We start from the raw sequence: 26,068 nt of genomic DNA, 5'->3' as shown, positions 1-26,068 counted from the left end.
CGTCGGGGGTCGGTCACTCGCGGCCCCGCCGCTTGTCGCCCTGCCGCATCTCGTCCTCGGTGAAGGACTCGGTCTCGGCTTCGATGCGCTCCTTGCGGACCTGTCCGCGCACCGTCTCGTTCTCCGTCAGCTCCTCGGTGGTCATCCGGACCCGCTCCACCGGCACCGTCTCCGTCTCCACGACGGGGCGTTCCGCGTGCAGTGTGACCTCGTGCTCGGCCTCGCTGATCTCCGGTCCGGCCAGGGCCTCGTCGCGGTTGGCGTCCGTGATGGGTTCGCGCACCACGCGCACTTCCTCGTGGGTCACCGGAACGGTCTGCTGGACCTCTTCCGTGACCACGTACTTGCGCAGCCTGGCCCGGCCCGACTCGTGCCGTTCGACGCCGATGTGCATCTGTTCCTCGGAGCGGGTCATGGCCTGGTCGCCGCGCATGGCCTCGCGCTCCATGGCGTCCTGGCGGCCGGTCGTGCCGCCGGCCGTCCCGGCCGTGCCCCCGGCCGTACCGCGCAGGTCCTTCCCGCCTGCCTCGCCACGCGTGCCGGCCAAACCCGCGACGCCCGCGGCGCCCGCCGCTCCGGCGGCTCCGGCCGTGCCCGGTCCCGCGGCCCGGGGGCCGTCGTCGGTGCGCTCGGCCTCGGACAGCACGCTGTCCCAGTTGATGCCGTAGTAGTCGTAGAGCCGGTGCTCCTCGGTCTCCGACAGATGGCCGCCCGCGTCGACGTCGACCGAGGGCGCGCCCTTGACCTGGTCCTTGCCGTAGGGAACCTCGAGGTGGTCCTGCACGAGTGCGGCGTCCCGGATGGGCACGAAGGACTCGGTGGAGCCGAACATGCCCGTCTTGACGCTCACCCACTCGGGGCGCCCGGTCATGTCGTCGAAGAAGACATGCTTCGCGTCGCCGATCTTGTTGCCGTCCCCGTCGTAGACCGGTTGGTCCAGGACGTTGGCGATCTCTTCACGGGTGATCATCTGCCATCACCCTCCTTTCGAGTGCCTGCCTTCCGGTTGTCCGCATCCAGCGGTAAGGAAACGGCACAAACCTCACAAAGCACACATACTTTTCGAAGGTGCTTTCCAGGGGTCACCGTGGACGGCTTCCTCAGTGGCCCGGGCCAGGGAGCGGCGGTCGCGGTGGCGGCCGGGCGGCACGACCGGGCGCACCGTCACCTCGGCGACGAGGCCGCGCGCCGACGCCACCCGCCACAGGGAGGCCAGCAGTGTGTCCGCGCCGACGAACGCGGGCGTCGTACTCACCGCCCGCTCCCCCGCCCGGTAGTGGATCCGGACCGGCTGCACCGGCACCCCGGCGTCCAGGGCGGCCTGGAACACCGCCCGGCGGAAGGGGCCGTGGGCACGTCCGCACCAGGTGCTGCCCTCGGGGAAGGCGGCCACGGCGGCGCCCGCGCGCAGGGCCCGCGCGATCGCGTCGACCGTGTCCGGCAGGGCCCGCGGCCGGTCCCGCTCGATGAACAGCACCCCGGCGCGCGCCGTCGGCCCGCCCGCCACCGGCCAGCGCCGGATCTCGCTCTTGGCCAGCATCCTCGCGGGGCGTACGGCGGCCAGCAGCGGGATGTCGAGCCAGGAGACGTGGTTGGCGACGAGGAGCAGCCCGCCCCCGGGGACGGCGGCCCCGGTGACGCGGACCCGGATCCCCGCGGCCCGCACCACCCACTGGCACCAGCGTCGCACCAGGGCCGCGGGCAGCCTGCGCCTGAGGCCGAAGGGCGCCAGCACGACGGCGATCCCGGCGAGGAGCAGCACCGCGACCACGCTGAGCCGCAGCACGGCCCGCGGTACGGCCGCCGCGGCCGCGGTCGGCTCCACGCACGCGGCGGGGGTGCAGGGCGCGAAGGGGAGCCAGCCGCTCATCAGGCCGGGGCCAGTGAGAGGAAGTGCCGCAGGTAGCGCGGGTCGACCCGGTTCATCGGCAGCAGCACGTACAGGTCCGCGACGCCGAAGTCCACGTCGTGCGCGGGCTCCCCGCAGACCCAGGCGCCGAGCCGGAGGTAGCCGCGCAGCAGCGCCGGCAGCTCGGTGCGGGCGGCGGGCGCCGCCGGGCGCGGGACCCACGGCAGCAGCGGCCGTACCCGGTACTCCTCGGGCGCCAGGTGCCTGGTCCGCACCCGGTCCCAGGCACCGGCGGCGAGGGCGCCGCCGTCGGCGAGCGGGAGTGAGCAGCAACCCGCCAGCCAGGCGTGGCCGCGGTCGGTCATGTAGCGGGCTATGCCGGCCCAGACGAGTCCGATGACGGCGCCGTCGCGGTGGTCGGGGTGCACACAGGACCGGCCGACCTCGACCAGGGAGGGCCGGATCGGGTCCAGCGCGGCGAGGTCGAACTCGCTCTCCGCGTACAGCCGTCCGGCGACCGCGGCGCGCTCCGGCGGCAGCAGCCGGTAGGTTCCGACGACCTGCCCGGTCGTCTCCTCGCGCACCAGCAGGTGGTCGCAGTACGCGTCGAAGGCGTCGACGTCGTGGCCGGGCTGCGGGCTCGCCAGCAGCGCGCCCATCTCCCCGGCGAACACGTCGTGCCGCAGCCGCTGGGCGGCCCGCACGTCGTCCTCGTCGCGGGCGAGGGCGACGGTGTAGCGGCGGGGAGCGGCGGGCCTCGGGGGGCGGTCAGCGGTCAGTACGCCGGTCATGGGTGCTCTCCTGGTCGTGAGAACGGTGGTCGTGGGGACGGCTCGACCCAGTTCTTCCGACGCCGGCTGTACTGCGCATGACGACTGCCGGGAGCGCGGATGTGCGCTTCCTGAATGCCGGGAGCGAATGCGAGACGGGGCCGGGGGGAGCACCTCCCCCGGCCCCGCCCGTCCGCACCTGACGGCGAACGTCGTGAGGGCTACTTCTTGGCCACCTTGCGCGTGGCCCGCAGCCATTCCTTGTTCATGCTGGTGATGGAGACCAGAGGGATGCCCTTCGGGCAGGCGGTCGCGCACTCGCCGGTGAGCGTGCAGCCGCCGAAGCCCTCCGCGTCCATCTGCCCGACCATGTCCAGCACCCGCGTCTCCCGCTCGGGCGCGCCCTGCGGCAGCACGTTCAGGTGGTTCACCTTCGCGGACGTGAAGAGCATCGCCGCCCCGTTCGGGCACGCGGCGACGCACGCGCCGCAGCCGATGCACTCCGCGTGCTCGAAGGCGAGGTCGGCGTCCGGCTTCGGCACCGGCGTGGCGTGCGCCTCCGGCGCGGCACCGGTGGGCGCGGTGATGTAGCCGCCGGCCTGGATGATCCGGTCGAAGGCCGAGCGGTCGACGACGAGGTCCTTGACGACCGGGAAGGCGGAGGCCCGCCACGGCTCGATGTCGATGGTGTCGCCGTCCTGGAAGGACCGCATGTGCAGCTGGCAGGTCGTGGTGCGCTCGGGGCCGTGGGCGTCGCCGTTGATGACCAGCGAGCAGGCGCCGCAGATGCCCTCGCGGCAGTCGTGGTCGAAGGCGACGGGGTCCTCGCCCTTGAGGATGAGTTCCTCGTTGAGGGTGTCGAGCATCTCCAGGAAGGACATGTCGCTGGAGATTCCGTCCACCTGGTACGTGGACATGGCGCCGTCGGCGTCGGCGTTCTTCTGCCGCCAGACGCGCAGGGTGAGCTTCATGCGTAGCTCCGCTGGGTGGGGTGGACGTACTCGAAGACCAGGTCTTCCTTGTGCAGGGTGGGGGCCTCGCCGGTGCCGGTGAACTCCCAGGCGGCGGCGTAGCCGAACTCGTCGTCCTTGCGGGCCGCCTCGCCGTCCGGGGTCTGGGACTCCTCGCGGAAGTGGCCGCCGCAGGACTCGGCGCGGTGCAGTGCGTCGAGGCACATCAGCTCGGCGAGTTCCAGGTAGTCGACGATGCGGTTGGCCTTCTCCAGCGACTGGTTGAACTCCTCGCCGGTGCCGGGGACCTTGATGCGCCGCCAGAACTCCTCGCGGATCTGCGGGATGCGCTCCAGGGCCTTGCGCAGGCCGGAGTCGGTGCGAGCCATGCCGCAGAACTCCCACATCAGCTCGCCCAGTTCCCGGTGGAAGGAGTCCGGGGTGCGGTCGCCGTCCACGGACAGCAGCAGGTTCAGCCGGTCCTCGGTCTCGGCCAGCACCTCCTGCACCACCGGGTGGTCGTCGTCGACGTCGTCCCCCAGCGGGTTGCGGGCGAGGTAGTCGTTGATGGTGGCCGGCAGTACGAAGTAGCCGTCGGCCAGGCCCTGCATCAGCGCGGAGGCGCCGAGTCGGTTGGCGCCGTGGTCGGAGAAGTTGGCCTCGCCGATCGCGAACAGGCCGGGCACGGTGGTCTGGAGGTCGTAGTCGACCCACAGGCCGCCCATCGTGTAGTGCACGGCGGGGTAGATCCGCATCGGTACCTCGTACGGGTCCTCGTCGGTGATCCGCTGGTACATGTCGAAGAGGTTGCCGTACTTGGCCTCCACCGCCTTGCGGCCCATGCGCTTGATCGCGTCGGCGAAGTCCAGGTACACGCCCTGGCCGCCGGGGCCCACTCCCCTGCCCTCGTCGCACACGTTCTTCGCGGCGCGGGAGGCGATGTCGCGCGGGACCAGGTTGCCGAAGGACGGGTAGATGCGCTCCAGGTAGTAGTCGCGCTCGTCCTCGGGGATCTTGTTCGCGGGACGGTCGTCGCCCTTGGCCTTGGGCACCCAGATCCGGCCGTCGTTGCGCAGTGACTCGCTCATCAGCGTCAGCTTGGACTGGTGCTCGCCGGTGCGCGGGATGCAGGTGGGGTGGATCTGCGTGAAGCAGGGGTTGGCGAAGTAGGCGCCGCGCCGGTGCGCCCGCCAGACGGCGGTCGCGTTGGAGTTCATGGCGTTGGTGGAGAGGTAGAAGACGTTGCCGTAGCCGCCGCTGGCCAGGACGACGGCGTCCGCGTAGTAGGTGTCGATCTTCCCGGTGATCAGGTCCCGGGCGACGATGCCGCGGGCCCGGCCGTCCACGACGATCAGGTCGAGCATCTCGGTGCGCGCGTGCATCTCGATGGTGCCGGCCGCGATCTGCCTGCTGAGCGCCTGGTAGGCGCCGAGCAGCAGCTGCTGGCCCGTCTGGCCGCGGGCGTAGAAGGTGCGGGAGACCTGCACGCCGCCGAAGGAGCGGGTGTCGAGCAGTCCGCCGTACTCGCGGGCGAAGGGCACGCCCTGGGCGACGCACTGGTCGATGATCTCGACGGAGATCTGCGCCAGCCGGTGCACGTTGGACTCGCGGGAGCGGAAGTCGCCGCCCTTGACGGTGTCGTAGAACAGGCGGTGGATCGAGTCGCCGTCGTTGCGGTAGTTCTTCGCGGCGTTGATGCCGCCCTGCGCGGCGATGGAGTGGGCCCGGCGCGGGGAGTCCTGGTAGCAGAACTGGACGACGTGGTAGCCCTGTTCGGCCAGCGTCGCACCGGCGGAGCCGCCCGCGAGGCCGGTGCCGACGACGATGACGGTCTTGCCGCGCCGGTTGGCGGGGTTGACCAGCTTCGCCTCGAAACGGCGGGTGTCCCAGCGCTCGTTGACGGGTCCGGCGGGGGCCTTGGTGTCGGCGACCGGCTCGCCGGTCGTGTAGTCGGCGTAGGTTGTCATGTCAGCTCACCACTCCGGTCATGACGCCCACGGGTACGGCGACGAAGCCGATCGTGAGCAGCAGCGCGAGGACGTTCGCGGTCGTCTTCAGGGCCCGGTCGCGGGTGCGGCTGCCGGCGCCGAGGGTCTGGGCGGCGCTCCAGAAGCCGTGCCGGATGTGCAGGCCGAGGGCGAGCATCGCGACGATGTAGATGACGTTGCCGTACCAGGTGGAGAAGGTGTCCACGACGTTCTGGTAGGGCTTGCCCGTCTCGAAGCCGCCGGAGTGCACGGTGCCGGTGGTCAGGTCGAGGATGTGCCAGACGATGAAGAGGCCGAGGATGATCCCGCCCCAGCGCATGGTGCGCGTCGCGTAGCTGGAACGGGCCTTCTTGTGCACGTACTTGCTGGGGCGCGCCTTGATGTCGCGGCGGCTGAGCTGGTACGCGGAGACGGCGTGGGCGACGACGGCGACCACCAGCACCACGCGGATCAGCCAGAGCGTCCACTCGTAGTGCATGAACGGCTCGCCGATCGTGCGCAGCCAGTGGGCGTAGTGGTTGAACTCCTCGACCCCGAAGTAGATCTTCAGGTTCCCGATCATGTGGGCGACCAGGTAGAGCAGCATGACGAGACCGCTGACCGCCATCACTGTCTTCTTGCCGACGGTCGAGTCCCACACGGTGCGCGCCATGGACGGCCGTCGGTCCGTCCGCGTTGCCAGAGCCATGTCACAGGACGTTACGGGGACCATGCCTCATCGGTCCAAGACATGGAACGCCTGGATTCCATAGGGACTGCCTATCGACCACGTATGCTCGCGGTATGCAGTTGCAACAGCTCCAGTACTTCGTGGCGGTCGCCGAGACCCGGCACTTCACCCGGGCCGCCGAGGTGGTCCACGTGGCGCAGCCCTCGCTGTCGCAGCAGATCAAGGCGCTGGAGCGGGAGCTGGGCGCCGACCTGTTCCTGCGGGCGCGCGGGAACATCACCCTCACCGACGCCGGGGAGGCGCTGCTGCCGCTGGCCCGGCGCATCCTGGCCGACGCGGACACCGCCCGGCACGAGGTGCTGGAGCTGGCGCAGCTGCGCCGGGGCCGGGTCCGGCTGGGCGCCACCCCGAGCCTGTGCACCGGCCTGCTCCCGGACGTGCTGCGCGCCTTCCACGACCGCTATCCCGGCATCCAGCTGCTGATCGAGGAGGGCGGCTCGCACGACCTGGTGCGCGAGCTGGCGCGCGGTGCGCTCGACCTCGCCCTGGTCGTGCTGCCGCTGCCCACCGCGTCACCGGCGCTGACCACGGTGGAGCTGCTGCGGGAGGACCTGGTGGTGGTGTCCTCCCCGGAGTCGCCCCGGCCGGGCGGCGGGCGCCGTGCCGTGCGCATCACCGACCTGGAGGGCGAGCGGCTGGTGATGTTCCGGCACGGCTACGACCTGCGGGAACTGACCGTGGCCGCGTGCCGCTCGGCCGGGTTCGAGCCGGACTTCGCCGTGGAGGGCGGGGAGATGGACGCGGTGCTGGGTTTCGTGCGGGCCGGGCTCGGCATGGCGGTCGTCCCGCGGATGGTGGCCGCCCGCTCCGGGCGCGGACTGCGGGTCACTCCGCTGGCCCGGCCCGGTCTGCACCGGACCATCGCCCTGGCCCACCGCAGCGACGTGGCTCCGCCGCGGGCGGCCCGGGAGCTGCAGCGGATGCTGCTGGAGCGGTGAGGGACCGCCCCGGTCCAGTGGCCCGGAGCCGTTGTCAGGCGAGTGCGGCCGGCCTGAGGACCTCCTCGCACCAGCGGCGGAAGCTCGTGGGCGCCGTGTCCGGGGTGCTGGGCTCGGCCGCGCCGTAGAAGCCCTGGGCCTCCATCGCCGAGGCCATGTCGGCCAGCCCCTGGGCCCCGCTCTCGCTCGCCCCGAACCGCAGGGCGGACGCCTTGTACGCCTCCGGGGTGGTCTCCCGTACCCGCACCGGACGGCCCAGTACGTCGGCGAGCACCTCGGCCATGCCCTGCGGGGTGAGGTCGTCGGGGCCGACGAGCGGGACGTCGGCGCGGCCGGTCCAGGAGTCGTCGAGGAGCAGCCGGGCGGCCGTGGCGGCGATGTCGGCGGTGGCGCAGGTGCGCAGGACGCGGTCGGCGGCGTACGCCATGCGGAACTCGCCCGTGTCGCGCAGCGCGGCAGCCTGCCCGAGCAGGTTCTCCATCAGGAAGGGCGGGCACAGCGCCCGGTAGTGGACGCCGGTGGCGGCGATCCGGTCGTCCATGGCGAGCGAGGCGGAGATCGGTCCGGCGTCCTTCGCCACGCCGCGCCCCAGGCTGGAGACGGCGACGACCCGTGCCACGCCCCGCCGGGCGATCACCTCGCACAGCGGCAGCGTGAAGTCCCGGAAGTGGCCCTCGACGCTGTCGGCGCCGGGCGCGGGCGGCACCAGCCAGAACACCTGGTCGGCACCCTCACAGGCCGCGCCCAGGACCTCGGGGTCGGCGTGCGAGCCCCGGAACACCTCGGCCCGCTCCCGGGCCCGGTCGGTGAGACGGCCCGGATCGCGGGCGATGACGCGCAGGGCGGTCCCGTCGTCCCGGGAGCCGAGGGCGTCCAGGACGTTGTCGAGGACCTGTCGGCCGATTCCGCCGGTCGGGGTGGTGATGACGATCACGAGCACAACTCCGGTTCAGGGAGGGAGAGGAGAGGATGCGCGCCGGGCGGGAAGCCTGCTGCCGTTCGCTCTCGGGCGCTCTCCCATCCTGTTCGCCGGGCGGCCGGAACTGAAGGATCGATCGGGTCCCGCTTGTTACCCTGAGGGCAATACCGAGCGGCGATACCGGGCGGCACCGGAGGGAGGCGGGACATGGAGTCGCGTTCCCTGCGCTACTTCGTCGCGGTCGCCGAGGAGCTGAACTTCGCGCGCGCCGCCGAGCGGCTGGGCATCTCCCCGCCGCCGCTGTCCAGGGCGATCCGCCGGCTGGAGGCCGAGCTGGGTGTCACCCTGTTCGAGCGGACCACCCACAGTGTCACCAGGACCCCGGCCGGGGACGTGCTGCTCGCCGAGGCGCGCGTCGCGCTGGACGCGCTGGAAGCCGCCGGGCGGCGGGCCCGGCGCGCGGCCGAGGGACCGAAGCTGGTGCTGGCCGTGAAGGCCGACGGGGACGCGGGGCTGCTGGAGCCGATCCTCGCCCGCTACGCGTCGCAGCCCGGGTCCGTGCCGGTCGCCGTCCGGCTGTGCGGGTGGCAGGAGCAGCCGCGGCTGCTGCGCGCCGGCGAGGCGGACGTCGCCCTGGTCCACGCGCCGTTCGACGGTACGGGTCTCGACACCGAGACGCTGGCCGCCGAACCGCGCGTCGCCGTCCTCGCCGCGGACCACCCGCTCGCCGCCCGCGACCGGCTGGAGCTGGCCGACCTCGGCCTCGACGCGGGCAGCGTGGAGCGGCACATCGACGAGGCCAGGCGCGGCCACGACGACCTGGCCCAGGTGCTCACGGCCGTCTCCCTCGGCAAGGTCGTCACCCTGCTGCCCGCCTCGGTGACCTCCCGCTACCCACGCCCGGGCGTCGCCTACCGCCCGGTCCCGGACGCCCCGCCGGTCGTGCTGTCCCTCGCCTGGCCCCGGCAGTCCCGCTCGACGGCGACCGCGGCCCTGGTCCGCGTGGCCACGGAGATCGCCGAAGCGGCCCGTAACGGGGCGTGAGCCGGGCGGCGGCCCGCACCACCCTTGGGTTCGAGCCGCCCGTCACGGGTCGTGAGCCGGGCGGGGCCCCGCTCAGCCGGTGGCGTCCACCAGGGCCAGTTCGTGCAGCCGCTCCGGCGGGCCGGGGCGGGCGTAGTACCAGCCCTGGGCCGTGTCGCAGCCGAGTATGCGCAGCTGCTCGGCCTGGGCGCCGGTCTCCACGCCCTCCACGGTGACCGCGAGGTCCAGGCTGTGGGCCAGGGCGACGATCCCCTCGACGATCTTCAGGTCGACGGGGTCCGCCGGGAACTGCTGCATGCTCTGCGTGAACGAGCGGTCCAGCTTGAGGACGCTCACCGGCAGCCGGCGCAGGTTGGCGAGGTTGGAGTAGCCGGTGCCGAAGTCGTCCAGGGCGATGTCGACGCCCATCTCGGCGAGCCGGCGCAGCGGCTTCAGCAGGTCGTCGTCCGCGCCGATCAGCGCCGACTCGGTCACCTCCAGGCACAGCGCGTCGGGCGCGACGCCGGTCCGCTCCAGGATCTCCACGGTGTCCTGGACCAGGCCGGGATGGGTGAGCTGGCAGGGCGAGAGGTTGACGTTGATGCGCAGCGGGCCCGCGGCGCCGCTCTCGCCGTACCGCTCCCGCCAGAGGCGGGCCTGGCGCACCGACTGCTCCAGGACCCAGCGGCCCAGCGGCACGATCAGCCCGGTGTGTTCCGCGAGCGGGATGAACCGGTCCGGGCCGAGCACCCCGTGCTGCGGGTGCAGCCAGCGCACCAGCGCCTCGGCCCCGCGCACACTGCCGTCGCCGAGGTGGACCAGGGGCTGGTACTCGATGAAGAACTCGCCCCGCTCCAGGGCGGCGGGCAGCGCGGTGGTCAGCCCGTGCCGGGTGATGACGCGGGCGTCGGCCTCCGGGTCGGCCAGCTCGAAGCGGTTGCCGCCCGCCGACTTGGCCCGGTACATGGTGATGTCGGCGCTGCGCAGCACCTCGGCCGGGCTGCGCTCGCCGGCCGGGCCCTCGACGATGCCGATGCTGCCGCGCACGGTCAGTTCCCGCCCGTCGACGCTGACCGGGGCGAGCAGCGCGTTCATGATGCGCCCGGCCAGCTCGTCGACCTCGCGGCGGGTGTCGCGTCCCGTGGTCAGCGCCACGAACTCGTCGCCGCCGAGCCGGGCGACCATCTCGCCGGGCGCGGTGGCGCAGGCCTGGAGGCGGTCGGCGACCTCCACGAGCAGCCGGTCGCCGGCCGCGTGGCCGAGGCTGTCGTTGACGGCCTTGAAGCCGTCGAGGTCGAGGTAGCACAGGCCGAAGCGCTGGCCCGGGCCCGCGTTCAGGGCCTTCTCCAGGCGTTCGAAGAAGAAGCTGCGGTTGGGCAGACCGGTGAGCGCGTCGTGCGTGGCCTCGTAGCGCAGCCGCAGGTTGAGCAGCCGGCGTTCGGTGGTGTCCTCCATCAGGGCGAGCTGGTACTGCGGGGTGCCGTCGGCGTCGCGGAGCAGGGAGACGGTGAGGTTGGTCCACAGGACCGTCCCGTCGGGCCGGTAGAAGGCCTTCTCCACGTGGTAGTGCTCGCGCTCGCCGCGCACCAGCTCCTCGTAGAGCCGCCAGGTCTGCGGCGCGTCGTCGGGGTGCGTCCACTCGGTCGCCCGGCGACCGCCGAGCCGGGGGTCGGCGATGCCGAACATGCGCATCAACGCGTCGTTGACCTGGAGGACGTTGCCGTCCAGGTCGGCGATGCCGATGCCTATGGCGGCGCCCTCGAAGACCGCGCGGAAGCGGGCCTCGCTGGCGTGCAGTGCCTCGGCCACCACGCCCTGCGCCTTCAGGGCCGCCTGGGCGATGGCCTCCTGCTCGGCGAGGGTCCTGGCCCGCAGCGCCCCGGCGAACCCGGCCGCCATCGCGTGCTGGAGCCGTGCGGAGCGGGCCCGCAGGTCCTCCGGGTCGCCGTCCTCGCCGCAGTAGAGCACCAGGTAGGCGTCGACGCAGTCCAGCGTCCGGGAGAGGGCGTCCGGGTCGGTGCAGTGCGCGTCGACGAGCGCGGCGCCGACCGCCCTGGCCTCCTCGGCGTCGAAGCTCCGGGCCCGCAGCACCTCGCTCAACCGGCGGGCCAGCGGCAGCAGTTCGGCCTCGAACTCGGGCCGGGTGGACGACGTCGAGGTCACCGGGAACACCGCCCGGCTCCAGATCGTCGCGAACCGGCGCAGTCTGTCCTCCGGCCCGTCCGGCTCCGCGCTCACGCCGTACGCCCCACGCCGGCGAACCCGGAGAACGCGTACGGGTCCTCTTCCTCCGGCTCCCCCTCCGGCCTCCAGCGCGGCATCGGAACCAGTCCGGGTTCCACCATGTCGTACCCCTCGAAGAACCGTGCGATGTCGTCGCGCGAACGCATGATCAGCGGATTGCGGATGTCCTTGTACACGTCCACCGCGCCCCCGGCCCGCTCGGCGGGCAGCGGGATTCCCTCGTACGAGGCGTGCGTGAGGGCGAGCAGGCTGCCGGGCGCGAGCGCGTCGCTCAGTTCGGCCACCGCCGCGTACGGGTCGTCCTCGTCTTCCACGAAGTGCAGTATGGCAACCAGCAGCAGGGCGACCGGTCGATTCAGGTCGATCAGCCGCTCCACCTGGGGGCTGGCCAGGATCTCCCGCGGCTTGAGCAGGTCGCCGGCCACGACGTCCGCGTCGTCGCGGCCGGCCAGCACGGCCTCGCTGTGCGCCACCGCCACCGGGTCGTGGTCGACGTACACCACGCGGGCGCCGGGGCGGCTGCGTCCGGCCACCTCGTGGACGTTGCCGAAGGTGGGGATGCCGGAGCCGATGTCGAGGAACTGGTCGATGCCCTCGTCGGCCGCGAAGCGCACGGCCCGGCGCATGAACGCCCGGTTCGCCTGCATGATCTTGGGAAGTCCCGGCATGAACTCCATGGCCCGGCGGGCCGCTTCCCGGTCGACCTCGAAGTTGTGCGAACCGCCCAGGTAGAAGTCGTAGATCCGGGACACGCTGGGCACCGTGATGTCGATGCTGCGAGGGGCCCAGGCGGGACGCTCCATCTAGCTCTCCAAGGCATAGGCGATCCGGTGTTCGAGCTGAGGCTACTGATCGCCCGCCAAAGGGGCGAGCCCAAACGGAAATTGACCGTCCGTTCCCGGTCACTGCCCGCGGCACGTGCCGTGGGCGAAGGCATGCCAAAGCGCACGAACCAGGCCGTCCCCTCCGTCTGGGTACGGAGAGGACGGCCCGCGGTCGCGCGCTGAAGGTTGGCAGGCGGGAGGTCGCTACTTCTTCGGCGCGCCGACCGGCTTTCCGTCGGGCTTGACGGCGTACCAGGTGCCGCCCACGCCCTGACCGTTGGTGTCCCCGGCCTTCTTGTCGCCGGCGAAGGTGTAGATCGGCCAGCAGTCGATCGTCTGCTGGGCGGCGCCGTCGGGCCGGGTGAAGCTCATCAGTCCCTTCTTCTCCACGCCCTTGGTCTCGTTGGCCTCGACGGGCGCGACGACCGGCCACTTCTCCAGGCATGCGCCGGTGCAGGCCGAGACCGGCTTCGGCCATGCCTCGTCCTTCATGAAGCGGTAGACGGTCATGCCGTTCTTGTCGACGACGATCTCGCCGAGTTTCGGGTCCTCACGGGTGGACAGTCCGGCGGCCGGCTCGGCCTGGGCCTTCTTGCCGTCGGCGGCCAGCGCGTACCACTTCTTGCCGACGCCCTGGCCCTTGACGTCTCCGGCGGCGGTGTCCTTGGCGTAGCGGTACGCGGGCCAGCCGCCGATCGTCAGCTGCTTGGTGCCGTCGGGCCGGGTGACCTCGCCGAGCAGGTCCTTGTCGATGCCCTCGCCGGCGAGGGCGTCGTCCGCGGCCACGGGCGGCCAGGCGGTGGCGCAGTCGTTCTCGCAGGTCGTCTTGGGCGGCTCGGCGGTGTCGGCGTCGAAGCGGTAGAGGGTACGGCCCGCTCCGTCGGTCACCAGGTCGCCGATCTCGGCGTTCGTCGAGACGGACAGCTTGCCCGCGGGCTCCGGAGCGCTCGCCGAGGACTGCCCGGCGCCCGCGCCGGTACCGAGTCCGTCGCCGGCGCCGGTGCCGAGGTCGCCGACGTCGCCGGGCGCGGCCGTCGCCCCCACGTTCTGGCTGCCGGTGGCGCCGCCGCCGTCCTGGCCGCACGCCGTCGTCAGCGCCAGCAGCGCCGCGGCGCCCGCCACGAGTGAGGCGCTCCGCCAGGAGGTCTTCATCGTCAATCCCCGATCGTCACGAAGGTGTTGGGGCGCCCTGCTGGGCCGCCGCACGACACTGGGTACGCACGGCGGAGCCCGTTGTGTTCAACCGGTCACGGGTTTTCTTGGACCCGCCACCGGCGCGCGGTGCCTCGCACTGGTTTCCGGGCCGCCGGGCCGACGGGTCCGCCGCCGTCAAACCCCTGGTGGGGCCGTGTCCCTCCTTCGGGGCAATCGCCGGGCACTCGGGCGCGTGGCGGTGCGCCAGGCTTCATGATCTGCGTCGTGCATGGACCCGAACCAACCCGATCCGCCGCTGCCGGACGGGTGTTGGCCCTGGTGACGCTGACGTTCACCCTCGTCGGCATACCGGTCGGCCCGGCGCAGGCCGACGCCTGTGCCTACGCGTCGACCGGACCGGACGGCACCGACGCGGTGGCGGTCGCCGGGAGCGTCTCCACCTGGCCCACCTTCCCGCCCTGTCCGAGGCCCACCCCGACGCCCACACCCACGCCGACGCCCCCACCTCCACCCCCGCCTCCTCCTCCGCCCGAGCCCACTCCCCCGCCCGCACCGAAGCCGCCCCCGCCGAAGCCACCGGCGCCGGAGCCGGAGCCGCCGCCTCCTCCCGCCCCGCGCCCGGCGCCGCCGCGGCCCGCCCCCGACCCGAGCCCGACGCCGACACCCGCTCCCACCCCGCCGCCGGTCCGCCCCGCGGCGCCCGCGCCCGCTCCCTCGGTCGCGCCCGAGCCCACGCCCCGTCCGTCGCTCAGCCCGGTGCACTATCCGCGTCACCGCACCGCGCGGCCGCCCCAGCGGTCCTCGCGCGGGACCACGTCGCCGCTCGTCTTCGTCCTGCTCATCACGGTGCCCGCGGTGGTCGCGGTCGCCGCGCTCCGTGCGCGCTGATCCTGGAGGCATCTCTTGCCGGAATGGCTTGTTCTCACCCTCGCGATGCTGGCCGCCTGTGTCGTGGTGGTCATCGTCACCCTCCTGCGGCACCGCGCCGCGTCCGACGACGAGGACATCACCGAGACCCCGGACGTCATCGAGTACATGACGATGTGGATCGGCGTGGTGTACGCCATCGTCCTGGGCCTGGCCATCGCGGGGGTCTGGGAGGCGCGCAGCGCCGCCGAGGCCGACGTGCAGACCGAGGCCGTGGCGCTGCACGAGATCTCGGAACGTGCCCGGGTCTACCCGCCCGACGTCCGTGACCGCATCCGGGAGGATGTCAACGCCTATGTCGGACACGTCGTCACCACCGAGTGGAAGGCCATGGCCGACCACGGCGAGGTGACCGACCGCGGCACCGAGCTGCTCGACCGGGTACGCGCGGACGTCACGGACTACGAACCGAGGTCGGACTTCGAGGCGCAGGCGTACCAGCCCCTCGTGGACCAGGTGGCCATCGCGGACCAGGCCCGCAACGCACGGGCGCAGTCGACCGGGGCGACCATGCCGGGGGTGGTGTGGTTCGGGCTGATCGCCGGGGCCGTCATCACCATCGGGATGGTCTTCGCCCTGCAGATCCGGCGCACGACCCGCGAACTGGTCCTCGCGGGGCTGTTCTCCGCGCTGATCGCCTTCCTGCTCTTCCTGATCTGGGACTTCGACGCACCCTTCAGCAGGGGCGTCTCGGCGTCGACCGACCCGTTCCTGAGCCTGTTCCCCGGCGCCGGGGACTGACCGCCCGGCACTGGCACGACGCGGGGGACGGCGACGGCCGACACGCCGTCACCGTCCCCTGTGCGGCCCACATTCTTGCCCCATTCGCACGACTGCGATCGCGGTGGCGTGCACGGCTTCCTAGCGTTTCGGACATCGAGGTGCATTCCTGGCGCGAGCGGAACAGGTCCGCCGCTGCTCCTCGGGGACCCGGAGGATTCACCATGCGCGCGATACCCGTCGCCTCGGTCGCACTGCTGGGCGGCGCCGCCCTCTCCGCCTGTGTACCGGCCGGGGCCGTGGGCTCGAACACGTACGGCTTCACCGTCAGCCCCGCCACCGTGGCACCCGGCGGCCAGGTCACGCTGGGGGTGGGCCGTACCGAGGCGGGCTGCCGGGGACGGGTCACGGTGACCTCGCCGGTGTTCGACACGGTCATCATCCCCCGCAACGAGTCGTCGGCGACGGCGCGGGTGGACCGGGACGCCCGGCGCGGTGCGGTCTACCGGGTGACGTTCGCCTGCCGGGACAAGACCGGCACGGTGGACCTCACCATCGCGGGGGGCGGCTCGCACCACCCGTCCGACGAGCCCTGGCGCGACAAGGGCGTGCACGCCGGTCAGGGCGGCAGCGTCGCGGGGTTCGACCTCAAGCAGCTCGGGCTCGGCGCGGCACTCGTCGCGGGCGCGGTGGGCACCGCCCACCACCTCTCGCGCCGCCGCCGTACCGGCGAGGACGGCGCCTGACCCGCGCCGCCGAGCGCGGCACTCCGCCCCGGATCCGACGAGGGTCCGGGGCGGAGTGCTGAGGTCGCGCTGCGGTGGCGGGCGCTCAGATGCGCCGCTCGGACCTGCGGCGCATCCAGAACAGTCCACCGCCGGCGACGGCCGCGGCGACGAGCCCGCCGCCGATCGCGATGTCGGTCGCGGTCGCCCCGCTGGAGCTGCTGCCGCCGAGGCCGCCCCGGACACCGCCGATGACGGTGAAGGCCGCGGGCCGGGTCAGCCGCCGGCCCGAGCAGTTGACGGTGATGTCGTACGAGCCCGGTCTGGCGTCCTGCTTGATGGTGGCGGTGCCCTTGGACGTCTCGTTGGCTCCCCTCACCGGGGTCAGGTGCGTGGTCCGGAAGGCGTCCGAGGTCATCGTGCCGCCCTGGGGGCAGCCGTCGACCGTGACGGTCATCTGGCCGCCGCGGGCGATGACGCTGGGCAGCGCGACGATGTTGCTCGGCTGGTTGTGGTCGCCGCCTGCGGTGGCCGCGGGGGCGGCCAGTCCGAGGACAGCGACGGCGGCGCCGGCTGCCGCGAGGGCACGAGTGGTGCGCATGTGATCCTCCGCGGAAGACGCCCCGGGTCCCGTCCCCGGTCGATCGGCGAGAAAGCGCCTCCCAGAAAGACCCTCAGTTGCCCTGCCCGCAGCCGCATTTCGGGAATGGTCCGTCCTGGTGAGGGGGTTACCGGGCCGAAACCGCGCGAGTGGATATCGCCGCAGGTCACGCACCGTCAGAAAATCTCCGCCGGTCACCTCCCGGATGGCGCACGCGAGGACGCCCGCACCACCCGTTCGCCGCCGCCCCGTCGCCGGTCCCCCGCACGGCGCTTAGCGTGCTCGTATGCGCGGATGATCCGGCGACGGCCGGGTCGAGAGGGGATGGAGAATGTACGACTCCGAGTTGGCCGAAGAGGAGGAGCGGCGGAGGAAGCGCGCTCCCTGGGGCGTGATAGCGCTTGTTCTGCTGACCGGTCTCGCGCTCATCCGCAACGGCTCCGGGGAGTTCGACGTGGGCCCCCCGCAGCCGGCGTCGGCCGCCGCCTCGGACACCCGGGCGGCCTCCGGTGACGGCGCCGCCTCCGGTGTCACGCCGCTGCCGTACTCGGTGCCCGACCGGGTCTCCATCCCGGCCATCCAGGTCGACGCCCCGGTCATGGGCGTCGGCCTCGACGCGGACGGCTGGGTCGACGCGCCACCGCCCGAGGACCCGAACCTGGCCGGCTGGTTCACCGGCGCGGTCGCCCCGGGGGAAAAGGGCACCGCGGTCGTGGTCGGCCATGTCGACAACGAGCAGGGTCCCGCCGTCTTCTACGGGCTCGGCGCCCTCAAAAAGGGAAACAAGGTGGAAGTGCACCGCCAGGACGGAAAGACGGCGGTCTTCGAGATCTACGGCATCGAGGTGTTCGAGAAGAACAATTTCCCCGGCGACCGGGTCTACGGCTCGAAAGGCAGTGCCGAATTGCGGGTCATCACCTGCGGCGGCGGTTTCACCAAGCAGAACGGCTACGACGGGAACGTCGTCACGTTCGCCCGCCTGGTCGAGGTCCGCTGAGCGTGCCCCGGCCCGGCGGGCGCGGCGGCCGCGGTCAGATCAGGCGCCGCCGGGGAACGGTGAGGTGGTAGCCGGAGTCGAGCAGTTCGGGCAGGTAGCGGCGCAGGGCGCGGACGCTCTGCGAGCGGTTGCCCCCGGCGTCGTGCGAGAGCACCACGACGCCGGGGGCCGCGCCTTCCTCGACCCGGTCGACGATGGTGCCGCTGCCGGGGGTCGTCCAGTCGAGGGTGTCCACCGTCCAGGCGAGCGGCTCCATGCCGAGTTCCGCGCCGAGCTGGAAGGCGGCGCGGTTCCACGCCCCGTACGGGGCCCGGAACCAGCGGGGTGCCTCGCCGTAGGCCTGTTCGACGACCTCGCTGGTGCGCTCCATCTCGGAGCGGATGCGGCGCCGGGAGAGTTTCGTCAGCAGCGGGTGGGACCAGGTGTGGTTGCCGACCACGTGCCCCTCGTCGGCCATCCGGGTCAGCAGGTCCCGGTTGTAGTCCGCCATCTCGCCGCACACGAAGAACGTCGCGCGCACCTCGTGCTTCGCGAGGGTGTCCAGGATCCGCGGGGTGTACTCGGGGTGGGGTCCGTCGTCGAAGGTGAGCATCATGGTGCGGCCCCGGCCCGTCATGCGCAGGATCGGCTCGCTGCGCACCGAGGGCCGGCCGGGCGCGTCCCGTGGGGCGCCGTATCCGGTCAGCGGCTGGAGGCGGTAGGCGGAGGGCTTGAGCGGGCTGCGCTGCGGGGGCCCGGGGGCGGGGACGGGGGCGGGCGGCCGGGACGGTCCGTGTCCCAGGCCCGCCGCGAGGGCGCCGCCGGCGCCCGCCGCGCCCAGGGCCGCGACGCCGGTGAGCAGGGTGCGGCGGGAGAGCAACTGGTCCTTCTTCATGACTCATCAGTCGCCCGGTCGCGGTGCGCCGCACCTGAGCAACACCGGGGCGGCGGCATGAAACCACCCGCCCGGCCCAAGATCACCGGGGTCTCCGATAACCTCGCCGCGTGACGGAACAGCACTCCCATCAGTTCGAACGCGGCACGGACGGGCCGAAGGTCATCGTCGTCGGTGTGGACGGCTCCGACTCCTCCTTGCGGGCCGCGGCCTACGCCGGTGGGCTGGCCAGGCGGCAGCGGGCCCTGCTCGCCGTGGTGTACGTCCAGCCGGTGCTGGCGGGGGGTGCGGCGCTCGGCGCGTCGGTGGCCGAGACGACCGACGAGATCGCCGAGGACCTGGTCGCCCACATCCGGGAGGCGACGGAGCGGGCGAAGGGGATATTCGACGTCCGCTGGGAGTTCCACACGTTCCGCGGCGACCCGTACAGCGGTCTGGTGCAGACGGCCGACGAACTGAAGGCGGACGCGGTGGTGGTGGGCGCCTCCGAGCAGGCGGGCCACCGCTTCGTCGGCTCGGTCGCGGTGCGGCTGGTGAAGGCGGGGCGCTGGCCGGTGACGGTGGTGCCGTAGCACCGGTCGGGTCGATGTGTGTGTCTTGGGACCTTTGTGCGTCGTGACTTCCGTCACGGACGCGTGTGCGTCATCATGATCCACCGTCAGCCGTTTGCCGTTCACGAAGAGGTGAGGCGCATGGCCCGGTTCCGCATGGGTGAGGGTGTTCTCCGCCGCAAACCCATCGAACACATCGAGGAGACGGAGAGCGGCGGGGGCCTGGTGCGCTCGCTGGGGCTGTGGCAGCTGACCGCGATCGGTGTCGGCGGCATCATCGGGGCCGGGATCTTCACGCTGGCCGGCACGGTCGCCAACGGCACGGCCGGTCCGGCGGTCCTGATCTCCTTCCTCATCGCCGGTGTGGCGAGCGCGGCGGCCGCCCTGTCCTACGCCGAGTTCGCCGGGCTGATCCCGAAGGCGGGCTCCGCCTACACCTACGGCTACGCGGTCCTGGGCGAGCTGGTGGGCTGGTTCATCGGCTGGGACCTGCTCCTGGAGTACACGGCGATCGTCGCGGTGGTCGCGATCGGCATCTCGGGCTACTTCAGCTTCCTGGTCGGCGAGATGGGCGCCGACCTGCCGAACTGGATGCTGGGGGCGCCCGGCACCGGGGGCGGACACAAGGTCGACCTGTTCGCGGCCGTGCTGTGCCTGCTGATCGCGTACCTGCTGACGCTGGGCATCAGGAACGCGGCCCGCTTCGAGATGATCGTGGTCGTGCTGAAGGTGCTGGTGGTGCTGCTGGTGATCGGTGTCGGCGTCTTCCACATCAACAGCTCGAACTACCACCCGTTCTTCCCGTTCGGGGTCGGCGGGGCGTTCACCGGTGCGGCGACGGTGTTCTTCGCGGTCTTCGGCTACGACGCCATGTCGACGGCGGCCGAGGAGTCCAAGGACGCCCAGCGGCACATGCCGAAGGCGATCATCTACTCGCTGATCATCTCGATGGTGCTGTACGTGGCGGCCTGTCTGGTGCTGACCGGCATGCAGAACTACAAGGAGATCGACCCCGAGAGCGGCTTCTCGACGGCGTTCAAGTCGGTGGGGCTCAGCTCACTGGCCGACATCATCGCGGTGGGCGCCATCATCGGCATCCTCACGGTGATGTTCACCTTCATGCTGGGCGTGACCCGGGTGTGGTTCTCCATGTCGCGCGACGGGCTGCTGCCCAAGTGGTTCGCCAAGACGCACCCGACGCGGCACGTGCCGACGCGGGTCACCTGGATCGTCGGGGTCGCCTCGGCCGTGATCGCCGGGTTCCTGCCGATCGGCGAGGCGGCGGAGCTGACCAACATCGGCATCCTGCTGGCGTTCGTGGTGGTGTGCGCGGCGGTGATCGTGCTGCGCTACCGGCAGCCGGACCTGCCGCGCACCTTCCGCACCCCGTGGATGCCGTTCGTGCCGGCGCTGGGCATCGTCTTCTCGATCTGGCTGATCACGTTCCTGCAGTGGCAGACCTGGGTCCGGTTCGCGGTGTGGTTCGTGGTCGGCCTGGTGATCTACTTCGCGTACTCGTACCGGAAGTCGGAGCTGGCGCGGCGCTAGAGGGTGCGCAGGAAGTCCAGCAGGATCTTGTTGAACTCCTCCGGCCGCTCAAGGTTCGTGTAGTGACCCGCGCCGTCGACGGTCACGGACCGGCCGTCACGGACGGTGCGGACCAGCCGCTCGGCCGCGCCGGTGAGGTCGTCCGGTTCGAGCGAGCCGTTGACGGCGAGGACCGGCACGTCGATCTCCGGCACCCGAGCCCATGTGTCGGTCATCGGCGTGCGCAGGTCGGGTTCGCCGGGACTGTGCTTGGACATCGTGTGGAGGGCCATCTCGCCCAGCCGGCGCAGGATGCCGGGGTCGATGTCGTCCGCCGTCCGGGCCGGCCCGGGGACCACGCGCAGGAACGCGGCGAGCCAGCCGTCGAGGTCGCCCGCCGCCAGAGTGCGGGCGTATTCCGCCTGAATCCCCCGGTACCAGGGATCGGTGTATTCGAAGTCGCTGGTCGCGGCGCCACAGGCGACCACCGCCCGGACCAGCTCCGGGTGTTCGAGGGCGGTGTCGGTGGCGATCCCGCCGCCCATGGACAGACCGACGAGCACGGCGGGACCGGCGTCCAGGTGGCGCAGCAGCCCGGCCAGGTCGTCCGCCCAGCGGAAGCGCTCCGTGGCGTTGGCCGAGAAGCCGTGGCCGCGCACGTCGGGAGCGATCACGCGGTGGTCGGCGGCCAGGGCCGGGATCTGGGCGTCGTACAGACGGTGGTCGACGAACCCCGAGTGGAGCAGCACCACGAGGTCCCCGGATCCGGTGTCGCGGTACGCGAGGTCCCCGTCCGAGGAGGTGAAGAAGCGGAGATCCGAAGCAGCATTCATGACAACCAAGGTGTCATGTCATTCCCAGGTTTGGCAACCGAGGTGTCATAATGGCGGGGTGAACGACATCGACGCACCCCTCCCCCCGGACACCCTCGCCCGGCGGCTCACCGAGGTGTACGACCTGGTCGGCCCGCTCTACCGGCGCGCGCAGCGCGGCGTCGAGCAGGGCCTGGCCGCCGACGGCCTGTCCGTGGGCGTCCGCGCCGTGCTGACGATGCTGCGGCGCGGCGGGCCGATGACCGTGCCGCAGATGGGCCGGGCCCAGGCGATCAGCCGTCAGTTCGTCCAGCGGATGGTCAACGACGCCGCGGCCCAGGGCCTGGTGGAGAGCACCCCCAACCCGGCGCACCGCCGGTCCTCGCTGATCCGGCTGACCGCCCGGGGCCGGGACACGATCGACGCGGTCCTCGACCGGGAGCACCGACTGCTGCGCGAGGTCGGCTCGGACCTCACGGACGCCGACGTCACCACCTGCCTGCGGGTGCTCGACGCCATGCTGACGGCCCTGGACCACGTGGCGGACGCCTGACCTACCTCCCCATCACGAGTCCGTCCCCGGCGGCACCCCGGCTGAGCACCACGTCGCGGATGCGGTCGCGTACGGCGCGTACGTCGGCGCCCTCGTCGATCGCCCGGTTGAGGTTCACCACCCGGCCGGCGTCCACGTCGAACAGCTGCGGCACGAACTCGGCCTTCGTCACCTTCCAGCGTTCACCGTCCCGTTCGGGCGGGGCGAAGGTGAAGCGGCCGATGGCCGACTGGTTGCCGCGCGGATCGCGGACCCCCTCGTCGTTGACCATCTCGCCCGCGATCTGGTCCCCCATGCCGTAGACCACCCAGGTGCCGTTGACCTTCTCGTAGGCCTGCGGCACATGGGCGTGGGTGCCGAGGATCAGGTCGATGTCGGGGCGGTCGCCGGTGCGGGAGGCGGTCAGGCTCCGGGCCAGGGACACCTGGTCGCCGTCGGGCTCGTCCTGCCACTCGGTGCCCCAGTGCAGCGACACGACGACGACGTCGGCGCCGGCCTTCCGGGCGGCCCGTGCGTCCTCGACGACGCGCGCCTCGTCGATCAGACCGACCGCCCAGGGCTGGTCCGCGGGCACCGGCCGGCCGTTGGTGTGCAGGGTGTAGGCGAGGTGGGCCACCTGGGCCCGGCCCGCGCGCAGCACCGTCGCGATGTCCGCCTCGGCCTCGGTGCGCGCCGTCCCGGCGTGCCGTACGCCCGCGCGGTCGAGGGCGTCGAGGGTGCGGCGGATGCCGTCCGCGCCGTCGTCGACGCTGTGGTTGGAGGCCGTGGAGCAGCCGTCGTAGCCGGTGGCTGCCAGCGCCCGGGCCACCTCGGGCGGGGACTTGAAGAGCGGGTAGCCGCTGTAGTCGCCGTTCTCGCCGTAGACGGTCTCCATGTGGCACAGGGCGAGGTCGGCCGGTGCGACGACGGGTCGGGCGCCGGCGAGCATGGGGCGGAAGTCGTAGCCGCTGCCGCCCGCGTCGAAGCGGGCCCGTTCGATGATCGAGTCGTGCGGGAGCACGTCCCCGGAGGCGACCAGGGTGAAGGCGCCCTCGACGGCGGCGGGCGGGGCCGGGGCGGGCGGTTTCGGCGGTTCGTGGTCGCGGGCCTGGCAGGCCGCGCCCGCGGTGAGGAGGGCGGTCAGGGCCAGGGCCAGGGCCACCTGCCGACTGCGTGTGATCATCCGTTCACTCCGCTGGGTCGCACACACCGATGAAAAGTCACATTTACGTATGAACAGGTAAAGAGTCACGTCTCGTCACGGGCGGCTCCGACACGCCCATTAGCCCGTCCGGCGTGCGCGAACGGGGCGCGGGGACCCTCGCCGACCGCGCACCGACCGTTCGTCGAACCGTTCGTCGACGCGATCGACCGTCCGCCGCACACCCGTGCGTGCGCCCTGTCCCCACACGGCCCCCTGCGGTGACATACGGCCATGACGGCCGGAATCACCCTGACGGACACAGCGCACGGGACGACCGCCGAGCACGAGCTCGCCGCACTGCAGCGCGAGCACGGCCGGCCGCTGTTCGCGCTGCTGCTGCGGCTCAGCGACGGCGACCGGCAGCGTGCCGAGGACCTCGTGCAGGAGACCCTGGTGCGCGCCTGGCAGCATCCCGAGGCCCTGCGCGCCGACGACTTCGACTCGGTACGGCCGTGGCTGCTCACGGTGGCCCGGCGGCTCGCGATCGACGCGCGCCGCGCCCGCCAGGCACGCCCCGCGGAGGTCGGCGACGCCGTACTGGAGAACGCGCGCGTCTGCGCGGATCACGCCGAACGGGCCGCCGCCGCCCTCGATGTGCGCGAGGCTGTGAAGACACTCACTCCGGAGCACCGTGAAGTCCTGGTGCTGGTGTACTTCCAGGGGGCGAGTGTGGCGGAAGCCGCGGCCGCCCTCGGCATCCCACCCGGTACCGTGAAGTCCCGCGCGTACTACGCGCTGCGCGCCATGCGCAGGGTGCTACCGGGTTACGCCGCCGACCTGCGGTGAAACCGACCTTTTGGTCAAGCCTCCGTAAAGCGCCTTGCCCAGGACCCCGGTTGAGCAGTCGGCTGTCCTCATCCGTGTTCCGGACGGGGGTCCATGACCCGGGTCGGGCGACGCGCACGCACCGGAGGAAGGCAGGAAGGGATGCTGCACAGAGGTCAAGAGAGCACGGACGGCACCGGCGGGGGCGAACTGAGCGTTCCCATGGCGTGGTTGTACGCCGAGTACATCGCCGACGAGCTGCTGCGGACCGGCGACCTGATGCCGCCGACGTCCTTCGAGTTCCGCGCCGGTCGTGACGCGCTGGCGCTCACCGTCTTCCTGTCCGACACGGAGAACGAACTGAGCGGCATCCGGGTCGTCACCCACCTGGAGACCTGGCTGTCGCTGACCGCGTACGACCAGCCCTGGCAGGAGTGGGTGCACGGACGGCTGGCCGAGGTCACGGCCGACGCCCTCGCCGCCGGACGCCACTGCCCGGACCTGGAGTTGGCCCGGGCCGCCTGGCGCTGGCTCCAGGAAACCGAACTGCTCGCCCCCGACCTGAACGCGGTCCCGGGCGGAGCCCCGGTGACCGGAGAGGACGAGGGACCGAAGGTGTGGACGCCCGCCTGGCAGCTCGGGCTGCCGCTGGGGCACCTCGCCATCCACCTGTTCTAGCGTCCCCGGCCGGTCCCGCGAACTTCCCGGGAACCTCCCGAGAACTTCCCGGGAACTTTCCCGCGGGAGGGACCAATCCGCGCCCGGGGCCGCTCCGAACACCTTGGTCGGGATTGCGCGGTGGCTTGAGTGATTCGGCTGTCCGGTGCGTACGGGTGGGAGCAAGGAGTAACCCCACCCGCACCCAACGGTACGAGGATTCGGCATGAGGTCCCTGGAAAGGCATCGTGACGTCGGCGCCTACGCGCTCGGCGTGCTGGACGAGGCGGAGGCCTTCCGCTTCGAGGACCACCTCATGGAATGCCCCCGGTGCGCGGCCCAGGTGACCGAATTCGGTCCCGCCACCCGCCAGTTGATGCTGTACCGGCAGGCCACACCGCGTATCGTCCACCCTCTGACCCGGCCGGGACCACGACTGCTCGACGGGCTGCTGACCGCGGTGGCCACACGTCGCCGGGCCGGCCGCAGGCGGGTGCTGTACGCCGTGGCCGTCGCCGTCGTGTGCGCCGTGGCCGGGCCCGGCGCCGTGCTCTACGCGCACCAGGGCGACCCGGCGGCGCCGGTCTCCGCGACCGACGCCCGCACCGGGGTGTGGGCGCGGATCACCGCCGAGGACGAGGTGTGGGGCACGGACGTGCGACTGGAGGTCAAGGACGGAGCCGGCCCCCGTTCGTGCCGGCTCGTCGCCGTCGGCGACGACGGGTCCGAACAGACGGTCACCAGCTGGATGGTCCCCGAGCACGACGCCCGAGCGCACACCATGCGAGGCGGTGCCGCCCTGCACCCCGGCCGGATCGACCGGTACGAGGTGCGCACGGCGGACGGCGAGCGCCTGGTGACACTGCCGACCGGATGACCACCGCCCCGGGGGACCGCCCTCGGCGCGGCGCCGCCGCCGTCACTTCAGCAGCCGGGACATCCTGCGGTCCGCCAGCGGTTTGCCGCCGGTCTGACAGGTCGGGCAGTACTGGAGCGAGGAGTCGCTGAAGGACACCTCGCGGATGGTGTCGCCGCACACCGGGCAGGGCTCTGAGGCGCGGCCGTGGACCCGCAGCCCGCTCTTCTTCTCGGCCTTCAGACGGCCGGCGGCGATGCCCCGGGAGCGTTCCACGGCCTCGGTGAGCGTGCCGCGCAGCGCCGCGTACAGCCGGGCGGTCTCCGCGTCGGTCAGGGAGGCGGCCAGTTTGAACGGGGACATCTTCGCGGCGTGCAGGATCTCGTCGCTGTACGCGTTGCCCACGCCCGCGATCAGGCTCTGGTCGCGCAGGGCGCCCTTGAGCTGCCGCCGCTCGCCGTCGAGGAGGGCGGCGAAGCGTGCCTCGTCGAAGTCGTCGGCGAGCGGGTCGGGGCCGAGCCGGGCCACGCCCGGCACCTGCTGCGGGTCGGCCACGACGTACACCGCGAGCCGCTTCTGCGTGCCCGCCTCCGTCAGGTCGAAGCCCGCGCCGGTCTCCAGCGCGACCCGCAGCGCGAGCGGGCCCTTGCCCGGCTTGGGCATGCCGCTGGGCAGGCCGTCCTTCCAGTGCAGCCAGCCGGCCCGCGCCAGGTGGGTCACCAGGTGCGGGCCGTCGGCGGTCTCCACGTCGAGGAACTTGCCGTGCCGGTGCACGGCCGCCACCCGGCGGCCCTCCAGCGCCGTGAGCGGCGGGTCGTACGTCTTCAGCACGCTGATCGCCACGGGCAGGACCCGGACGATCTCGCGGCCGGTGAGGTGCTCGGTCAGGAAGTCGCGGAGCGCCTCGACCTCGGGCAGTTCTGGCATGCG

27 protein-coding genes are annotated in these 26,068 nt (G+C 72.3%); 12 read left to right on the top strand and 15 right to left on the bottom strand.

What is annotated here, in order from left to right; genetic code table 11:
- Positions 1-13 precede the first annotated feature (13 nt).
- The 6 genes from IE258_RS28995 to IE258_RS28970 form a co-directional block, all read right to left on the bottom strand.
- Entirely contained in the window at positions 14-970 is a 957-nt protein-coding gene (locus IE258_RS28995) for a DUF2382 domain-containing protein (RefSeq protein ID WP_189748296.1), read from the bottom strand.
- A gap of 72 nt (positions 971-1,042) precedes the next feature.
- Positions 1,043-1,870: a lysophospholipid acyltransferase family protein gene (locus IE258_RS28990; protein ID WP_189748294.1), complete on the bottom strand. Its 828-nt coding sequence runs from the start codon at positions 1,868-1,870 to the stop codon at positions 1,043-1,045.
- Entirely contained in the window at positions 1,870-2,640 is a 771-nt protein-coding gene (locus IE258_RS28985) for a GNAT family N-acetyltransferase (protein ID WP_189748292.1), read from the bottom strand. The genes IE258_RS28990 and IE258_RS28985 overlap by 1 nt, the downstream gene beginning before the upstream one ends.
- 200 nt (positions 2,641-2,840) lie before the next feature.
- Positions 2,841-3,590, bottom strand: a complete 750-nt coding sequence (locus tag IE258_RS28980) for a succinate dehydrogenase/fumarate reductase iron-sulfur subunit (protein WP_189748290.1) — start codon at positions 3,588-3,590, stop codon at positions 2,841-2,843.
- Positions 3,587-5,536 (bottom strand): fumarate reductase/succinate dehydrogenase flavoprotein subunit, encoded by a 1,950-nt coding sequence (locus tag IE258_RS28975; protein ID WP_189748288.1) that lies wholly within the window; start codon positions 5,534-5,536, stop codon positions 3,587-3,589. Before IE258_RS28975 ends, IE258_RS28980 begins: the two co-directional genes overlap by 4 nt.
- Position 5,537: 1 nt before the next feature.
- On the bottom strand, positions 5,538-6,209 hold the full coding sequence (locus IE258_RS28970) for a succinate dehydrogenase (RefSeq protein ID WP_189748647.1): 672 nt from the start codon (positions 6,207-6,209) through the stop codon (positions 5,538-5,540).
- Positions 6,210-6,340: 131 nt separating this feature from the next.
- Here IE258_RS28970 and IE258_RS28965 point away from each other — a divergent pair, with 131 nt between their 5' ends.
- Positions 6,341-7,225, top strand: a complete 885-nt coding sequence (locus IE258_RS28965; protein WP_052842528.1) for a LysR family transcriptional regulator — start codon at positions 6,341-6,343, stop codon at positions 7,223-7,225.
- Between the two features lie 34 nt (positions 7,226-7,259).
- On the opposite strand, the gene IE258_RS28960 is transcribed toward IE258_RS28965, so the two are convergent.
- Positions 7,260-8,159: an NAD(P)H-binding protein gene (locus IE258_RS28960; protein WP_189748286.1), complete on the bottom strand. Its 900-nt coding sequence runs from the start codon at positions 8,157-8,159 to the stop codon at positions 7,260-7,262.
- A gap of 192 nt (positions 8,160-8,351) precedes the next feature.
- Between IE258_RS28960 and IE258_RS28955 the strand changes: the two genes are divergently transcribed.
- Positions 8,352-9,188, top strand: coding sequence for a LysR family transcriptional regulator (locus IE258_RS28955; protein WP_189748284.1), 837 nt, complete (start codon positions 8,352-8,354; stop codon positions 9,186-9,188).
- A gap of 72 nt (positions 9,189-9,260) precedes the next feature.
- On the opposite strand, the gene rmdA is transcribed toward IE258_RS28955, so the two are convergent.
- From rmdA to IE258_RS28940, 3 genes are all read right to left on the bottom strand, one after another.
- Complete coding sequence (gene rmdA / locus IE258_RS28950; RefSeq protein ID WP_189748282.1) at positions 9,261-11,405, bottom strand: cyclic Di-GMP phosphodiesterase RmdA; 2,145 nt, start codon at positions 11,403-11,405, stop codon at positions 9,261-9,263.
- The gene (locus IE258_RS28945; RefSeq protein ID WP_127894299.1) at positions 11,402-12,214 is read right to left on the bottom strand and encodes an SAM-dependent methyltransferase; all 813 of its coding nucleotides are present in this window, start codon (positions 12,212-12,214) and stop codon (positions 11,402-11,404) included. Before IE258_RS28945 ends, rmdA begins: the two co-directional genes overlap by 4 nt.
- Before the next feature lie 225 nt (positions 12,215-12,439).
- Positions 12,440-13,387, bottom strand: coding sequence for an SCO0930 family lipoprotein (locus tag IE258_RS28940; protein WP_189748644.1), 948 nt, complete (start codon positions 13,385-13,387; stop codon positions 12,440-12,442).
- 321 nt (positions 13,388-13,708) lie between these two features.
- On the opposite strand from IE258_RS28940, the gene IE258_RS28935 reads away from it, so the two are divergent.
- From IE258_RS28935 to IE258_RS28925, 3 genes are all read left to right on the top strand, one after another.
- A complete protein-coding gene (locus IE258_RS28935; protein ID WP_229892506.1) occupies positions 13,709-14,278 on the top strand; it encodes a hypothetical protein in 570 nt (189 codons plus the stop codon).
- Positions 14,279-14,293: 15 nt separating this feature from the next.
- Positions 14,294-15,058 carry a bestrophin-like domain gene (locus IE258_RS28930; RefSeq protein ID WP_189748278.1) on the top strand — a complete coding sequence of 255 codons (765 nt, stop codon included), beginning with the start codon at positions 14,294-14,296 and terminating at the stop codon, positions 15,056-15,058.
- A 203-nt stretch (positions 15,059-15,261) separates the two neighbouring features.
- The gene (locus IE258_RS28925) at positions 15,262-15,783 is read left to right on the top strand and encodes a hypothetical protein (RefSeq protein WP_189748276.1); all 522 of its coding nucleotides are present in this window, start codon (positions 15,262-15,264) and stop codon (positions 15,781-15,783) included.
- An 85-nt stretch (positions 15,784-15,868) separates the two neighbouring features.
- On the opposite strand, the gene IE258_RS28920 is transcribed toward IE258_RS28925, so the two are convergent.
- A complete protein-coding gene (locus tag IE258_RS28920; protein WP_161380629.1) occupies positions 15,869-16,363 on the bottom strand; it encodes a hypothetical protein in 495 nt (164 codons plus the stop codon).
- Between the two features lie 331 nt (positions 16,364-16,694).
- On the opposite strand from IE258_RS28920, the gene IE258_RS28915 reads away from it, so the two are divergent.
- Entirely contained in the window at positions 16,695-17,360 is a 666-nt protein-coding gene (locus IE258_RS28915; RefSeq protein WP_189748274.1) for a class F sortase, read from the top strand.
- A gap of 34 nt (positions 17,361-17,394) precedes the next feature.
- Here the strand turns inward: IE258_RS28915 and IE258_RS28910 are convergent, their stop codons facing one another.
- Positions 17,395-18,234: a polysaccharide deacetylase family protein gene (locus IE258_RS28910; protein ID WP_189748272.1), complete on the bottom strand. Its 840-nt coding sequence runs from the start codon at positions 18,232-18,234 to the stop codon at positions 17,395-17,397.
- A gap of 110 nt (positions 18,235-18,344) precedes the next feature.
- Here IE258_RS28910 and IE258_RS28905 point away from each other — a divergent pair, with 110 nt between their 5' ends.
- Positions 18,345-18,806: a universal stress protein gene (locus tag IE258_RS28905; RefSeq protein ID WP_159326039.1), complete on the top strand. Its 462-nt coding sequence runs from the start codon at positions 18,345-18,347 to the stop codon at positions 18,804-18,806.
- Positions 18,807-18,926: 120 nt separating this feature from the next.
- Positions 18,927-20,333, top strand: a complete 1,407-nt coding sequence (locus tag IE258_RS28900; RefSeq protein WP_189748270.1) for an amino acid permease — start codon at positions 18,927-18,929, stop codon at positions 20,331-20,333.
- Here the strand turns inward: IE258_RS28900 and IE258_RS28895 are convergent.
- The gene (locus IE258_RS28895) at positions 20,330-21,145 is read right to left on the bottom strand and encodes an alpha/beta fold hydrolase (protein ID WP_189748268.1); all 816 of its coding nucleotides are present in this window, start codon (positions 21,143-21,145) and stop codon (positions 20,330-20,332) included. The genes IE258_RS28900 and IE258_RS28895 overlap by 4 nt on opposite strands.
- Before the next feature lie 58 nt (positions 21,146-21,203).
- On the opposite strand from IE258_RS28895, the gene IE258_RS28890 reads away from it, so the two are divergent.
- Complete coding sequence (locus IE258_RS28890) at positions 21,204-21,677, top strand: MarR family winged helix-turn-helix transcriptional regulator (RefSeq protein WP_189748266.1); 474 nt, start codon at positions 21,204-21,206, stop codon at positions 21,675-21,677.
- Between the two features lies 1 nt (position 21,678).
- Here IE258_RS28890 and IE258_RS28885 read toward each other — a convergent pair whose 3' ends face one another.
- On the bottom strand, positions 21,679-22,839 hold the full coding sequence (locus IE258_RS28885; protein ID WP_189748264.1) for a CapA family protein: 1,161 nt from the start codon (positions 22,837-22,839) through the stop codon (positions 21,679-21,681).
- A 252-nt stretch (positions 22,840-23,091) separates the two neighbouring features.
- Here IE258_RS28885 and IE258_RS28880 point away from each other — a divergent pair, with 252 nt between their 5' ends.
- The 3 genes from IE258_RS28880 to IE258_RS28870 all read left to right on the top strand — a co-directional run bounded on the left by IE258_RS28880 (position 23,092) and on the right by IE258_RS28870 (position 25,159).
- On the top strand, positions 23,092-23,646 hold the full coding sequence (locus IE258_RS28880; RefSeq protein WP_159326036.1) for a sigma-70 family RNA polymerase sigma factor: 555 nt from the start codon (positions 23,092-23,094) through the stop codon (positions 23,644-23,646).
- A 141-nt stretch (positions 23,647-23,787) separates the two neighbouring features.
- Positions 23,788-24,303, top strand: coding sequence for a hypothetical protein (locus IE258_RS28875; RefSeq protein WP_189748255.1), 516 nt, complete (start codon positions 23,788-23,790; stop codon positions 24,301-24,303).
- A gap of 205 nt (positions 24,304-24,508) precedes the next feature.
- Positions 24,509-25,159 carry a zf-HC2 domain-containing protein gene (locus IE258_RS28870; RefSeq protein WP_189748253.1) on the top strand — a complete coding sequence of 217 codons (651 nt, stop codon included), beginning with the start codon at positions 24,509-24,511 and terminating at the stop codon, positions 25,157-25,159.
- Positions 25,160-25,201: 42 nt separating this feature from the next.
- Here IE258_RS28870 and IE258_RS28865 read toward each other — a convergent pair whose 3' ends face one another.
- Complete coding sequence (locus tag IE258_RS28865) at positions 25,202-26,065, bottom strand: Fpg/Nei family DNA glycosylase (RefSeq protein ID WP_189748251.1); 864 nt, start codon at positions 26,063-26,065, stop codon at positions 25,202-25,204.
- Between the last annotated feature and the right edge of the window lie 3 nt (positions 26,066-26,068).

Origin of the sequence: Streptomyces tendae, assembly GCF_014650435.1 — a bacterium.
Taxonomy (GTDB): Bacteria; Actinomycetota; Actinomycetes; order Streptomycetales; family Streptomycetaceae; genus Streptomyces; species Streptomyces tendae.
Note: the sequence above shows the minus strand (reverse complement) of the source record. Positions and strands in the feature narration are given on the sequence as shown.